The 13678-nt window shown below is 35.5% G+C and carries 18 protein-coding genes and 3 pseudogenes; 7 read left to right on the forward strand and 14 right to left on the reverse strand.

The genetic code is table 11. The features are described 5' to 3' along the window. Positions 1-10 precede the first annotated feature (10 nt). From BTR42_RS01565 to BTR42_RS01615, 11 genes are all read right to left on the reverse strand, one after another. Positions 11-397, reverse strand: a complete 387-nt coding sequence (locus BTR42_RS01565) for a hypothetical protein (protein WP_077496076.1) — start codon at positions 395-397, stop codon at positions 11-13. Next, positions 375-1547, reverse strand: a complete 1173-nt coding sequence (locus BTR42_RS01570) for a replication initiation factor domain-containing protein (RefSeq protein WP_420031095.1) — start codon at positions 1545-1547, stop codon at positions 375-377. Before BTR42_RS01570 ends, BTR42_RS01565 begins: the two co-directional genes overlap by 23 nt. Before the next feature lie 114 nt (positions 1548-1661). Continuing rightward, complete coding sequence (locus BTR42_RS01575) at positions 1662-1916, reverse strand: Txe/YoeB family addiction module toxin (RefSeq protein WP_049533167.1); 255 nt, start codon at positions 1914-1916, stop codon at positions 1662-1664. Further along, complete coding sequence (locus tag BTR42_RS01580) at positions 1909-2175, reverse strand: type II toxin-antitoxin system Phd/YefM family antitoxin (RefSeq protein WP_077496080.1); 267 nt, start codon at positions 2173-2175, stop codon at positions 1909-1911. The genes BTR42_RS01575 and BTR42_RS01580 overlap by 8 nt, the downstream gene beginning before the upstream one ends. Positions 2176-2437: 262 nt before the next feature. Then, positions 2438-4096 (reverse strand): FtsK/SpoIIIE domain-containing protein, encoded by a 1659-nt coding sequence (locus BTR42_RS01585; RefSeq protein ID WP_077496082.1) that lies wholly within the window; start codon positions 4094-4096, stop codon positions 2438-2440. Between the two features lie 6 nt (positions 4097-4102). Further along, entirely contained in the window at positions 4103-4513 is a 411-nt protein-coding gene (locus tag BTR42_RS01590; RefSeq protein ID WP_003041912.1) for a DUF961 family protein, read from the reverse strand. 22 nt (positions 4514-4535) lie between these two features. Beyond that, positions 4536-4850 carry a hypothetical protein gene (locus BTR42_RS01595; RefSeq protein WP_000406626.1) on the reverse strand — a complete coding sequence of 105 codons (315 nt, stop codon included), beginning with the start codon at positions 4848-4850 and terminating at the stop codon, positions 4536-4538. Between the two features lie 114 nt (positions 4851-4964). Then, positions 4965-5192 carry a TetR family transcriptional regulator gene (locus BTR42_RS01600; RefSeq protein ID WP_077496084.1) on the reverse strand — a complete coding sequence of 76 codons (228 nt, stop codon included), beginning with the start codon at positions 5190-5192 and terminating at the stop codon, positions 4965-4967. After that, positions 5189-5425: a hypothetical protein gene (locus tag BTR42_RS01605; RefSeq protein ID WP_077496086.1), complete on the reverse strand. Its 237-nt coding sequence runs from the start codon at positions 5423-5425 to the stop codon at positions 5189-5191. Before BTR42_RS01605 ends, BTR42_RS01600 begins: the two co-directional genes overlap by 4 nt. A 128-nt stretch (positions 5426-5553) precedes the next feature. Further along, positions 5554-5832 carry a type II toxin-antitoxin system YafQ family toxin gene (locus BTR42_RS01610; RefSeq protein WP_077496088.1) on the reverse strand — a complete coding sequence of 93 codons (279 nt, stop codon included), beginning with the start codon at positions 5830-5832 and terminating at the stop codon, positions 5554-5556. Further along, on the reverse strand, positions 5833-6105 hold the full coding sequence (locus tag BTR42_RS01615) for a type II toxin-antitoxin system RelB/DinJ family antitoxin (RefSeq protein ID WP_077496090.1): 273 nt from the start codon (positions 6103-6105) through the stop codon (positions 5833-5835). It abuts the gene before it with no gap. A gap of 673 nt (positions 6106-6778) precedes the next feature. Between BTR42_RS01615 and BTR42_RS01620 the strand changes: the two genes are divergently transcribed. Beyond that, positions 6779-7141: a helix-turn-helix domain-containing protein gene (locus BTR42_RS01620; RefSeq protein ID WP_049533221.1), complete on the forward strand. Its 363-nt coding sequence runs from the start codon at positions 6779-6781 to the stop codon at positions 7139-7141. 6 nt (positions 7142-7147) lie between these two features. Then, on the forward strand, positions 7148-7999 hold the full coding sequence (locus tag BTR42_RS01625; RefSeq protein WP_174564796.1) for an ImmA/IrrE family metallo-endopeptidase: 852 nt from the start codon (positions 7148-7150) through the stop codon (positions 7997-7999). Positions 8000-8018: 19 nt separating this feature from the next. Here BTR42_RS01625 and BTR42_RS01630 read toward each other — a convergent pair whose 3' ends face one another. Further along, positions 8019-8372, reverse strand: a complete 354-nt coding sequence (locus BTR42_RS01630; RefSeq protein ID WP_077496092.1) for a hypothetical protein — start codon at positions 8370-8372, stop codon at positions 8019-8021. Positions 8373-8639: 267 nt separating this feature from the next. Between BTR42_RS01630 and BTR42_RS01635 the strand changes: the two genes are divergently transcribed. Both BTR42_RS01635 and BTR42_RS01640 read left to right on the forward strand, forming a co-directional pair. Next, the gene (locus tag BTR42_RS01635) at positions 8640-9152 is read left to right on the forward strand and encodes a hypothetical protein (RefSeq protein ID WP_231873086.1); all 513 of its coding nucleotides are present in this window, start codon (positions 8640-8642) and stop codon (positions 9150-9152) included. A gap of 26 nt (positions 9153-9178) precedes the next feature. Continuing rightward, entirely contained in the window at positions 9179-9436 is a 258-nt protein-coding gene (locus BTR42_RS01640; RefSeq protein WP_231873060.1) for a hypothetical protein, read from the forward strand. A 3-nt stretch (positions 9437-9439) separates the two neighbouring features. Here BTR42_RS01640 and BTR42_RS01645 read toward each other — a convergent pair. Continuing rightward, positions 9440-9921 (reverse strand): annotated as a pseudogene (locus BTR42_RS01645) (IS982 family transposase); the annotation flags it as partial. Positions 9922-10408: 487 nt separating this feature from the next. Between BTR42_RS01645 and BTR42_RS01650 the strand changes: the two are divergent. The 3 genes and pseudogenes from BTR42_RS01650 to BTR42_RS01660 all read left to right on the forward strand — a co-directional run. Further along, positions 10409-10603, forward strand: coding sequence for a hypothetical protein (locus BTR42_RS01650; protein ID WP_077496094.1), 195 nt, complete (start codon positions 10409-10411; stop codon positions 10601-10603). A gap of 92 nt (positions 10604-10695) precedes the next feature. After that, a complete protein-coding gene (locus BTR42_RS01655) occupies positions 10696-11268 on the forward strand; it encodes an NADPH-dependent F420 reductase (RefSeq protein WP_077496096.1) in 573 nt (190 codons plus the stop codon). A gap of 806 nt (positions 11269-12074) precedes the next feature. Then, positions 12075-12639 (forward strand): annotated as a pseudogene (locus BTR42_RS01660) (reverse transcriptase domain-containing protein); the annotation flags it as partial. A gap of 51 nt (positions 12640-12690) precedes the next feature. Here the strand turns inward: BTR42_RS01660 and BTR42_RS13005 are convergent. Further along, positions 12691-13587: pseudogene (locus tag BTR42_RS13005) on the reverse strand (transposase); the annotation flags it as partial. Positions 13588-13678 lie beyond the last annotated feature (91 nt).

Consider the following 13678-nt stretch of genomic DNA (forward strand, 5'->3'; position numbering starts at 1 on the left):
TAGTTCCTCCTTATAGCACCAATTGAGCATAGCCCGTCTGTATGAACATCTCTGCCACCCAGAGAGCGTTTTTGCTCATCTTTTTTAATGGCTTTGTTTTTAACTCCTCAAAAAAAGCCTGTCTAGCTTCTTGTCTAGTCGCTTTCTTTATCGCATTTTGTCGGTGGTTTTCATCTTTAAAGGGTTGCTTTCTAATTTGTTCCGCATATTTCAATTCAGAATCTTTCTTAGGTGGATAATATAAGAGCCCCCAGTAATCAATCAAATCTTTGACCAATTCAAAATCGTAAAACGATAGGTAGAGTTCCTCATAACCAACTGGAAAGGTTTTTATTTGAAGAGGGCGATTGAATTTATCGGGAACATTGAGTGGTTTATATCTGTCCGACAATGACATTAAAATCAACTCCATTTCGTTCACAAATTTCTTCTGCTAGTTTTGTATGATTGTTACTCAGATAGGCTTCAGAAATGATTTCTGAAAGCTCATCTGTCTGATAGACCATATCAACGATTTTCAACAATTTCAAAGCACTAGAGACTTGTTTTGTGACCCAATGTTTTGTCCTTGCATAGTTAATTTGACGGGGACGTGTGACAAATTTAAAACCCGCTTGTGTTCCAAGCAGGTTATCCCATTCACTATCATAGTTACCATTCCAATCTTTCACTTCAAAATAGTTATTTAAAATCCGAGCTCCTATTTTGGTCAAGTCTGCTTCCAACGTATACCATTCTTTCAAAATATCAAACGCCTTGGTATCATGTAGTTCAATCTCATAGCGGTTTTTGTAATTATAGGCTTCATGGATATAGTCAACAGAAACATCTTTTAAGAGGGCTTGTTCATAATCCTTTTGATAAAAGCGAATCATGAGGCTGGATTGACGACTGCCAAAGTTTAAGGTCAATCCCTGATTGACAAATCGATTTTCAACTTTTTTCAAGCCCTCAATAGCGGTAAAAGTGCGGAGTTTTCGCATGATGATTTTATTGTCAAAAATCCGATTTTTAATATCAAATAAGTCAAGATTCCCTGATTTTTTGTATAATTCATCAAGGGCAATATCAAAGCGTGGAAAGGCTAAAAAGTCTTCCAAAGGTCTATCTTTTCGTTCTTGTTCCGCAAAGAGAAAGACATCATGAAGAAAAGAAAACCAATCCCGGTCTTGTTGTTTTAATAACAATTCAAGCTCACGACAACCACTTCCCGTCAAGTCAATCAGCGTTCCAGCTTCTGTCTTCTTTTCAGAATGGGAATAAAGCACCCGAATTGAACCATAAGTCACCATATCTGAATAGCTATATAGGCTTTTTCCTTCATGAAAAAAGTCTGCTGGTCTTAATTTTAGAACAGAGGTGATGACAGCTTTAAAATCAAGTGTTTTGAAACGAATTTTTAACCAATCCACCGTGCTTTCTAGCTTGGTTTCTGATTTACGATTCAGAAAGTGAAAGAGTGCTTTTTCAAATTCTTTGGTCATTTTTCGTTGACCCTGTTCAATGTTTCGGTAGTTGTAGTAACTATAACCAATCATGGTCGCCATTTTGCGTTGGGTAAATCCTAACTCAAGCCTGATACGTTTTAATTCAGCATTTGTCACAATTTACTTTTCCTCCTTTTAACAATAAAAATAGCAGCCAATGGATAATGACTGCTTTTATTTATAATGGTCTCGAAAGGATAAGAAATAAATTTCATCTTCTTCCACCATATAGACTAATCGGTGTTCATCTGTAATTCTACGAGACCAAGCACCAGAATAACGGTATTTTAAGGGTTCAGGCTTTCCAATCCCTTCAAAAGGATTTCGTTTGATATCCTCAATTAAACGATTGATACGTTTAAGTATCTTTTTATCTTCTTGTTGCCAAGAAACATAATCTTTCCAAGCTTGTTCTGTAAAGTTAAACATCTTTCACCTCTAATAATGGGCGTTGAATGACTTTCTTTTGCTTGACTTGTTCCATTCCTGATAGAACCTTGTCTGAAAGATAATCGTTATTCATTAGGCGGATAGTTTCTTGAATACTATCCCAGTTTTCCTTAGATAAGACCACAATATTTTCATCAGGATTTTTATTGACAACCATTAGAGGTTCATATTCATCGTTGACTTTTTTCATGTAATTCTTTAAATTGTTTCTAAAATTTGAATAGACGACAGCTTCCATTTTATATCACCTCACTTTAAGACTATTCTTATTATAACACTTGACAGGAAATTGTACAAGTATTTATTTTTTGTGTTCATGCTAGCTAGGCTAGTCATTAGGATAAGAACAGCCTTTTAAAAGCTTGTGTTAGTTTTAAGCCCCTATTAGTATCGGGAGGTTAAGCCCTTTTGGGGCGTGCCTAGGGCACACCCCAAAACGCCCGCTTGTCAGCTCGGTCGGGCAGGTCGGACGGGCGTAGCCCTGACCTTGACCTTCGTGCCTACGCTGGCTCAGGAGGTGTTTCAAAGTGTTGAAGGACAACTTGCTTATAGGGCAAGTCAGCCTGTTCTTTCTCTGTCACAATTTCCTCCAACAAAGCCCTATCTGCTTCATCTAGCAGAATACGGTTGTCCTCTCTTCTGAATGTATAGTCCTGTTCTTCTATGTATTTCACAAGGTTTCGTAAGGTTGAAATGGGCACATCAAATTCTTTGGCAAAGTCATTCAGAGGAAGGAGGGGAGATTCTGCTTGTTCAACGGACAAGTCAGATGATGACGTTTGAGTAGTTTTTGTTGTTTCTAATAGTGGGTCATCTAAGACGGGTAGTTTCTTGTATTCCTCAAAGAAAGAAAAGCCTTCCTCAAAGGGAACAACAGGTGAATAAAATTCTCTAGCTACCTCTCCACCGTTTGCAATATAACCACGACCGAAAATCTCCTCTCCGTCAATTTCATCAATCTTTTTAAAGACTTTATTCGCATTAGCGTCTCCAAACATCATTTTATTCCCAACATCTTCTAAGTGCCCAACAGAAATCCGTTTCATAAATTGGTCACGTAGAGACGTTTTGAGGTATTCTCCGTCAGGGCGTTGCATAGCAACAATCATGATGACTCCAGATTGGCGACCTTTTAAAATCAATTCTGTTAGGTATTCGATAAAGTCTCCAGATGACTGGTAATCCCGTTCTAGTTTAGCCGCTAAGGCTGCCAATTCATCAATGACAATAAAGCGAGGCTTCAGTCCGTAAGCATAATACTTTTTCCCTGCCTGATAGTCAGGGTGACTAGTCATGTAATCATAACGTTTATCCATTTCCTGCTCAGCACGCTTTAAACAAGCTAACATTTCTTGTTTATCCCAGTAAACCCGCCCTTTAAAGACAGGAATCTGTTTCAATCCGACAAAATCAGAGCGCTTCGGGTCAAGAATTTCCACATAACCAATTTGTGCCAAGACCCAAATCAAAATCATCAAGAGAACCGTTTTACCGCCACCCGTTCCACCACCAATCAGCAAGTGTGGGTGTTTATTGAAATCCCAATAGACATCTTTCATTAGATAAATGCCTTTTTCAGTCATCTTAACATCAAAGATAGATAAGCGACCTGAAAATTGGTCAATGGCAATGGTGTAGGACACGTAGCCTTTGGTAAATTGCTTATTCATAAAGTCTCCGTCAAACATAATTTCAAGAGGCTTTTCAAGAGCAATAAAACGGTCTTGGAATCGGCTACCTTGAAGGTGGAGTGAAACGGTGATACTAAAACGGTCACGCTTCAAATACACTTTGGGTAATAGAATTCGCTCCCTTGTGTGATGATTTGATTTAACTTTCTTAACCTTATACAAGTTATTATCTAGCAAAAAGTGGGAAAGAATCCGTAAACTATCTAAACGGCTAAAGAAAAGAAATTTTCGGTAACAAATTACTTGCACTAAACCATCTAATAGTAACAATCCTAATAAACTTCCAGCAAAAAGAATCCCGTAGGTTAGCGGGTCACGTTGAAACTGATTTTGAAGCTGGTCTTGGTGCAGGTAAGCTAAAAGGCCACCTTCAAGGAGAAAGGGCAGCAGAAAAAGGGCAAAGGTTAGCTGTTTGATTTTTTCATGAAACTTCCGAACACGAATTCCCCGATAGGTGAACAGCTTCATAGGCGATTATCCTTCCTTTTTAGGTTCAGGCTTCCCCACTAACACCACATCTTTAGCCCGTAGTTTAACCCCACTTGTCAGGACACGGCGATTGTTAATAGTTTCTGAATTTGACCAGAAGCGAGCCGTAGGAGCTACCAGTGTTACTTCCTCATTGTAGTTCTTTTCCGCAGTCATTTGAGCCACTTTGGCTTCAGGAGGAACAGTTACAGTAATGTCCCCGTTTACAGCAGAAGAGTAGAGCTTCACATCTACATAGTCCACTTCGTCTGTTTCACGACGTTTTTCTTCACCTGTTCCTTCTTCAAGGTAATCTTCCCATTTCATACTAGGAAGAGCTTCAAGAAAATTAAGTGTTCCCAGCGTTTTTGCAGTATCAAAAGTTTCAATCACATCAGCAGCAAATTTTACAGTCATAGTATTTCTCCTATTCTATTTCTTATTTAGACTTTACCGTACGCATTTCTTCCGCAACAATAACATTTTCATGTTTACGTTTGCCTCCAAAACGGAAGTTACGGCGTTCAATGGCAATTCCACGAGGGAAGACGACTTTTTGACGCCCTTCAGGGACATCCGACATTTTAAACCCTTCTACAATAAGAAAGGCAGAGGGCTCTTTTCGACTTGAAATTTCAAAGATACGATAAGAGACAGGGTTATAATCGTTGGCACGGACTTCTTCCATACCTGAGACAAAGACCTCATTTCCTAAGACTTGGTTTTGGTCAACGAATACTTTTGTAATTTCCATTAGGTTTACCTCAATTTCTAGTTTGTTTAGACCGTTTTATGACTTGTCTAGGTCAAAAAATAAACTTATCTCTTCTAATATGCAGGTGCTCTTACTCTGGTCATACTATTCTCCTTACATTCCAAAATAAGCTTTTTTGATTTTAAACTGAAAAGCCTTTTTACAATTCAAAAGCTCTTTAGCAAATTTGTCATGGGTATCATGGCGTAAAAAAAGACTGTCCATTTCGTTTAGACAGTCTCGGTAGCACGTTTCACAGTGTGTAGGATTCGTGTGATAAATTTTAAGGGAGAAAAGAAACTTCTCATAGATTTGTTGGAATCGTTTTTCAAAATAATTCATGTTGTACCTCCATTCATGATGAAATCATGTTGAACTTTAAATTTGTAGTGATTTTTCCATTGGACTAATGGAACCGTTGGCAAGCCTAGTTTTTGGTAATCGTGAAACAACTTATCCATTTTTTCTAGCACTTGATAACATAAGACCTTTTGATAATGTTTATCCGGATAGATTTTCAAAGAAAAAACAAAGTTCTCATAAAGACGGCGAAAACTTTGTTCATAATCATTCATCTTTTTTCCTCGCTTTCCTTTAGAATGGCAATTTTTTGAACTGTCCGTTTGAAAGGACATGGATAGGCTAATGATTCATCAGCTTAAAGGAGTAGAAAACAAAAAAGACAGCTCACAAAGAACTATCTTCACATCTTAAACAAATCCGCATGACTGCCTGTATCGGCTAACGTTAGGGTCAAAATATCCTCTTCAATCAGATAAATCAAAAGCCAATCTGGTTTAATATGACATTCCCTAAAGCCAACAAAGTTTCCTTTGAGTTCATGGTCACGGTATTTTTCTTCTAGTGTCTGACCTAAACGAAGTTTTTCAATCACTTCATCTAAGAGTGCCATCTCTAAGCCTCGCTTTTTAATTCGTTTATAGCTCTTTTTAAAAGCAGAGGTAAACTTAACTTGGTACATCTAAGCGTCCAGAGCCTTCTTTAAATCTGCTAGATTGTCATAAGAAGCGACCGTTTCATCACGAGAAATACGCTTAGCTTCTGCCAGAGCTTCTAAGGTCTTTTGACTATAATTGGGGACTTCAACCGTGAAAGGAAGTCCACCACGCAATAGACATTGACGAAGAAAAATATTGACTGCACTAGACATATCCATCCCCAAGTCATTAAATAATGAAGTTGCTTGGGCTTTTACAGTTTCATCAATCCGAATTTGAGTTGGTACAGTTGCCATAAACGCCACCACCTTTCATTATTTATTGTAAACCATATAGTTTACGTTGTCAATCATTTGTATTTGTTTTAGTGTTTTCTACTCGTCTAAACAGATGAATTAATTATCTGTTTAAGGCGTGCTCATATCGTCGCACACTCATTGTTATTATCACCGTCCTATAGCTGTACTTGACTAATCTCTGTTATTATAGTCATCTCACTTCACTATAGCCACGATTAACCGCCTATGCTTACCCCAGCAGAACGTATCTTACCTGTCAGCATTTCCGACGCCACCAGCGCCAGCAGTTCCCCTTTGTTATTCGGTCAAGAGGGGCAAAAAGCCGAGTGCGTGAGATAACTCCAAAAAATTTTTGTGTTCATCTGCTCCAACCTCCTTGACTTTTTGCGATAAAACCTGTACAATAATAATTGCTAAATGATTATTGTGTGTTGGTCAGCTAAGCTTGAGTGAGGTTGTCTGACGCACTTTTTTATTCAATTTTCAAGGGACAAATTCAACTATTTTGCTAAATTGCCTTGTCTATTCTTTATTGAAGGTAATTTCACTTTTTAAGGAAATCTAGCAAAACCATTTTATAGCTAACAGCTATATTTATATAATATACCCTTTGGCTATATTTGTCAAGAGTTTTTTGTAAAAAAATTAAAAATTTTTAAAGAGGTACAAAATGTTTCCCGAACGCTTAAAAGCTCTGCGTTTAGAAGCTAATCTAACGCAAAATGATGTTTCGCGACAATTTGGAGTATCACAACCCACTTATTCAAATTGGGAAAAAGGCGAAAAAAAACCAACTCCAGATAAATATCCTAAGATTGCAGAGTTTTATAATGTTTCTACGGATTATCTTTTAGGTAAATCTGACTACAAAAATTCAGATGAAATTGACTTATCAACGTTTGAAGTTCTGTATCGGAAAACTTCTAAAAATTTATCTGATGAGGAGAAGAAAATACTAGAAGAAGATTTGAGAGAATTTCTGTTAGAGAGAGAAAAAGCCATTAAGGCTATGAATAAAGAAAAGAAAGACTGATGATTCGTGCAAAGAATTTACTTTAATGTTTGGAATCGTGTCAAACAAACACTTTATCCATTCATGAAATTAAATAAAGTCCATCCTCTTTATTATACTTTTCAGGATTACTTCAATTATGAAGTCAACAAGAAAAAAATACTGGTTATTCCTCACCATATCCGAATAGATATAGCAGGTTTTAATATCAATGATGATGTTTTAACGATTTCCTATCAAGATAGCGATTCTATCAATCGTCAAAATTTCACAAAATGTCATGAATTAGGACACATCTTATTAAATCACAGTGGGCGAGTATTCACTGATTTTCATGATGATTCTTTACAAGAAAGGGAAGCCAATTTTTACTCAGCTTTTCTCTTAATGTCTGATATTGTTTTATTAACTAAGATTTTTTACCAAAATAAAACATTTCAGGAAATAGAAGAAGAATTACAGGTATCAGGTCAAGCACTCAAAACTCGGTTAACTGATTTTCTTAACTTTGAATTGGAGCTTAATAGAATATCAGCCAATCAGATTGTCGAAGATTTCATTACTAGGAAAAATCTTCACATTTTAGGTTATTTTGACCAAGTTAAAGATTATATCATCTCTGATTACAACGAATTTGAGCCTAGCACATTAGAAAAGTTTAATCATTTAATGAATCAAGTAAACTTTATTTCAGATATTGATTTACCAGAGTTAGCAGATACTCAATTCATCTCTTTGGTAAAACAATGTTATCCAAAATTCAAAATTTGGGGATTGTATGACAAGGGACAATCTATTAGCTATGCTTGGAATCCTAAACAATTGACAGAAGTAGAAGCTAAACGCCATGCGAAACTCCTTTTAATAACAAGAAAATGACCTAGAGAAAGTCTCTAAGTCATTTTTTTATATTTTTCTTATAGGCTTCACTATCTTTTTTATAAACTGTTTGTTTATTTCCTCCTGTTAGGAAGTTTCCTGTATCAAATGTTAAAGTCCCATCTTTTTTAATATCATAGGTTGCAACATATTCTCTTCCAGAAGCTGAAAAACTAAATGTTTTATTTTGAGAATCTACATTAGTTATCGGATGATTGTGATTTTCATGATATGTTCCTTGATTTCCTTTAATTTCAAGTACTAGATAATCATATTGGTTATAATATTTTCCGTCAAGAGTATTTTGCTTGGAACAAGATATTAGAAATATAGTAGCAATTCCTAAAAGTAATAAGCTAAGTAATTTTTTCATTTTCCAAACCTCCTTTATAATATTATACTCGAAAAATATTACAATTATGTAATACAAAAATAGACAAACAAAAAATATTGATTAATAATTATTCAATTTCTATTGAAAAAACTAAAAAGAAGTTGTATAATGATTGCGAAAATATAGTAAAGGAATAATAAATAAGACATCAGAGCTAATTTTAATATAATAGTTAATTAAGCAAGGTAAAATAAGATGTTTTTCATCTTATTATGAGGGGGCATATTATGTCAAAAAAAAATAAGAATTTTTAATTTGATAATTACAGCAGGGTTTATTTTATTAGCCATTATTTGTACTTATACTCATATTGACTATTTGATAAGTCTAGTTGGATTAGGAGGCCTGTTAATTATACTTGCTTTAGGAAATTATTATTATAGATATTGGGATAAAAAGAGACACAATAATAAACGTAAACAAAATAGAAGTATTAATATTCCATTAATTTTATTTTTCACTTTTCTTATTTGTGAACTGATTATAATGGGTATAATGCTTAGCTTGGATGGTGATGTTTCGCTTAAAACCCAAAAGATACTAGCTTGTTTACTATGTGTTTCAATATTTTGCATGTTGGTTGCTGGATATAAATTTGAAAATAACAAATTCCAAGATTCTAAAAATTTTTCAGAAGTTAGATACCTTGGTATAGCTATAAATCCCAAACATCCAATAGGTCGTATAATCTATATTAGTGCCTTTATCCTAATATTTATTATATTTTGTTTACTATTAATTTTAGGTCCCACACATTAACTCATATAATTGAAGGAGGTAACATTATGAGTAATAAACGTATTTTTGGTGATTCTTTAAGAGATATGGATAAACAGTCTAAATTTAGTTTAGATGTCCCAACGGATATCGCAGCCTCATTGACTTTTGATAACCTATCCGAGCAAAATCTTCTAGCTCCATATGATTTTATAGAAAATGAAAGAATTCATTATGGTATGTCTAAGGATGATGTCTATTTACTGAAACCAACCGTAGAATATAGTAAAGGATGGTTTTATACCGTATCTTGTGAGACTGCTTAAGCCTTCCAGCAACTCATCGACTGCTTTGCTATCATGAACAGAAGCTGGCGTGACAATATAATTCAGAATATAGCCAGATAAGGTAACTAGCATGTGAACTTTGAAACCATAAAACCATGAGTGTTTAGACGCGTTGTAACCAATATTTGCCGACTCTTTAAAACTGCTTGCCCTATATGGTTACGAACAGGGTGACAAAGTGCTAACGGAAAACTATCTATGATGACGATGCTATCAGGTGATATCTCTTTATTCATAGCTTGACGAATCAGTTGCATCAACCAAATTAACTGTCTAGACCGACGATTAAAGCGACTTCGTTCTAGCAATCTTCCGCAAGGAAATAGTTGACAGATACGATAGAAATGACGTTGTTTCAGTGAGTCAGGACAATAATCACGATAAAGTTGATGACAAATTTTTGATAATTGTCGCATATTCCATTGTAAATGATGAGATTTAGCAGTATACTGTAAGTGGCTCATTGGGATGACCTCCTGTTTGTTTCGTCACTTACAGTATAGTCCTTTTGGGCTTTTTCTTGTTTTTTGAGTTTAACTAGCACCACGGGTACTCACTATCTTTTTCATTGTAAAGACCTCCTTTTTGAAATTTGAAAAAATTGTATCAGAAAAATGTTATAATTGTAATACATAAATGAAGAATGGAAATTTAAAAATATATTCTCTTTGTTATCTCATTCATTGCTTTTTAAATCCTTTAGAGATATAATATAAGCGGATGAAGGCGATTTTATTACAATGAATTGTAGAAGAAAATGCTATTCTTGAGAAGGATACACTGTTAACTAATATCAACATCTATTCCCATCAATAATAAATTTGAGTGATTGAATAACATATGCAAAAATCTATATTCATTTATATTTTTTAAACATATAATCCCTTTAGTTTAGTTATAATACAACAATGAAAAATATAACACTTTGAATTTTTGTATACTGTAATTTAAATGAAAGGAGCAAATTGTAATATGAAGAACTTAGGTTTATTTATCTCTGTTGTCTTTTTATTGGGGAGTATACTTTTATCATACTGTGGTTTTAAAAACGGAAATATTTTTTTAGTACTTTCTGGCATATTAGGGGTTGTTGTTTTTTTAACGAGTATAGTAAAATTAGTAAGAAAGTACGATTATGAAAATTAAAGACTAGTGGTAAAAAGTCAAGCTATGAATTGTTAAAGCTTATGCTTGAATAATTTCATAAATATAATATATATATTACGAGGAGGAAACAAATGACAAAAGTTAGTATTTTTGGTGGTAAGGGAAATATGGGTTCAGCTATCGCGGAAGTTTTTAAGCGTTCTGGCAATGAAGTAGATGTCATTGGGCGTGATTATCACGGGCAAAAGCTAGGTGACATTGTTGTTTTGGCAGTAAAATATACTGATCTAAATGCACTAGTTGAGGCCCAGGCAGAATACTTGGCGGGTAAAATTATTATTGACATTAGTAATCCTATCAGCTTTACCAATTTAAGTGAATTGCAGGTGCCTAAGGGGACCTCAGTTGCTGAAATTATAGCTAAAAAATTACCAAATAGTCAGGTGGTAAAAGGCTTTAATATTAATTTCTCGGATTCACTGGCAACTTGCCAAGTCAAGGGTAAGCCAGCTAGTCTGCTTTTTGCTAGTGATAGTGCAGAGGCAAAACAAACTATCTTTACTGCCCTAGAAAAAAGCGGAGCTAAATTGGTAGATGCAGGCCCATTAAGTCGAGCAAGAGAATTAGAAAGTGTAGGCTTATTACTTATTAGCCTAGCAGTTAATCAACAAATTGGGCGCGATGGAGGATTGGTAATTCTGTAAACGATAAAAAGAAAATCAAAACATGTCAAGTCCAAGTTAAAACGGATAGTTAAAAAGTATGTTTAGTCAGTAGAAGGTGTGATTCTAGAGTTGATAGGAGTCATACCTTTTAGTTTTTCCATAGTATGCTATAGTTGATGCAGTCTTTGATTTGGCTGATAAGACTCTCTTTATTTTGTGCTGGAAATAGCCTTAAGGATTCACTTTCGAGATGGGAGAAAAAATTCTCACAAGAAGCATTGTCATGATGAGTTTATTATCATTAAAATTCTGACAAAGTATATGCCAAAAAGAGTTGTATGACACTCAGGAACATCTTTCATTGTTTGTGTAATAGGCATGATTAACATCAGTCACTAACCTTTGGGAAAGACGTCTTGGCTAATATTCAGAGGATCCAGCAGTTATAAGAATGTAATTGACAGGTCGCTTTCAAGAAATGACTTGCCGATTTGTCTTATCTAAGTAACGGCGATTAGTAATTTTCCAAACATGAACATGTTATACTTAAGAGGACAATAAACATTTATGAATAGCAATCTAGCAACAGGTAAACTACAGTAGCAAGTCGAGGACGGTTGTCAGGTTTCAAGTTTTTGACTTAGAATTTCAACCTTGCTGAACCCATAGTAGTGTTGAAGCTTCTGTAATGGAAGTGGAGCGAAGGGGTGAACCAATAACTGAAGTGATGTTCCGCTTCGCCTGTACCTGTAACGTCGGTCTGGTAGGTAGAGAAAATTAACTCATATAGTTGATGGGAACCTACGGTGTCTCGCAGGTAACAAAACAAGAAAGGAATGACACGCCTGTCTCAACTATTTGCACAAATTCTATCCAAAGAAAATATGATGATTGCTTTCATGAAAGTGCCAATAAAGGTTCAGCTGGGGTAGATGGCATTACCGTAACTGATATTGGGTTGTATCTCAATGAGAATTGGCGAACCATTAAGGGCCAAATATTGGTGAGAAAATATAAACCATAGCCCGTCTTACGGGTAAAAATTCCCAGACCGCAGGGAGGGAAGAGGAGTCTAGGAATACCAACAGTGGTTGACAGGATTATCCAACAAGCGATAGTTCAAGTTATCACACCACTCTGTGAGCCAAACTTCCAAGAAACGAGCTATGGCTTTCGGCCTAACCGCTCTTGTGAAATGGTTATTCTCAAGCTGTTGGATTATTTCAATGACGGATACACATGGATTATGGATATAGACTTAGAGAAAATTCTTTGACACTGTTCCACAAGACCGCCTAAGGTCTTATGTTCACACTATTCTTAATGAATTGGATAAGGAACTTGAAAAAACGAGGACTACGTTTTGTTCGTTACGCAGATGACTGTGTTATCACCGTTGGAAGTGAGGCGGGCCATATCAAAACCAGTCCCATACATATAATTGTTGCTTGGCGTTTCCCAACGTCTGTAATCTAAACAAGCCTTTATCTGCCCAAAGACAGGTTCCACATCAACTGCCTTCTTCAGATAAAAGCGCCTGGCTTTCTTGGTGTTTTAACTCTTGATACCTTTCATTGACATAAAGAGCTTTTTGAGGGATGACATCTGGTTGTGGACTGCGATACACTTTGATTTTTTGTTCAAAACCTGTCTCAGTTTTCCTAGTTTGGGTATGTGAAAATGGATACACCCAACCATCAGGATGATGATAGGTCATTGTGCTTTTATCATAAGTCTAGATGTTCAGATGGTTTGATGACTGTTTGGAAGACCATTTTTGTTCGTTGTCAAATCGTCCATGTTTGATGAAATGCTTAATCCCTTGTTCATTCAACTTTACCAAATTTTCTTCACTGCTATAGCCTGCATCAGCGACAACCCTTTTTAAGGCATGAGGATAAGTTTCTAAAAATAGTGTTTTAGTGTCGGTTGGATTTGGGAAAACAGCATAATAAAGCACAAACTGATTTTCTGTGGCAATTTGAAAATTGTAGCCTGCTTTGAGTTGCCCATTTTTCATGTGGTCTTCTTCCATTCTCTTAGTGACACGGAAACGATTGGTGGTTCGATAATTGACAACAAGTTGACCAGTCAGATAGTGCATGGCTAGATTTTCAATCATGGATTTCTCGATTTTTCGCCCTGAAAAATGCCTTGAGAATAGGCAAATAAAAGAGCTGATAATAACAGTTTAGGATGGTAGGAAGGACGACCAAAATCATGATTAAAAGCAGTGAAAAAGTCTTCTTCCAAATCATTAACCACTTGTTCAACGGTAAAGACGATATGATCTTGTGGCAAGCAAGATCTGATTTCTAGTGGCAAGGTGGTTTGATTTATGTTATAGTGAATGTACATGAGATGGTCTTTCAAATATTTTCGAATCAACTATATGTTATCAAGACTATCAAGGTTCTTGATGAAAAATATTTTTTAAAATAGTAGTCAT

It is taken from the genome of Streptococcus gallolyticus subsp. gallolyticus DSM 16831, from assembly GCF_002000985.1.
Classification (GTDB): domain Bacteria; phylum Bacillota; class Bacilli; order Lactobacillales; family Streptococcaceae; genus Streptococcus; species Streptococcus gallolyticus.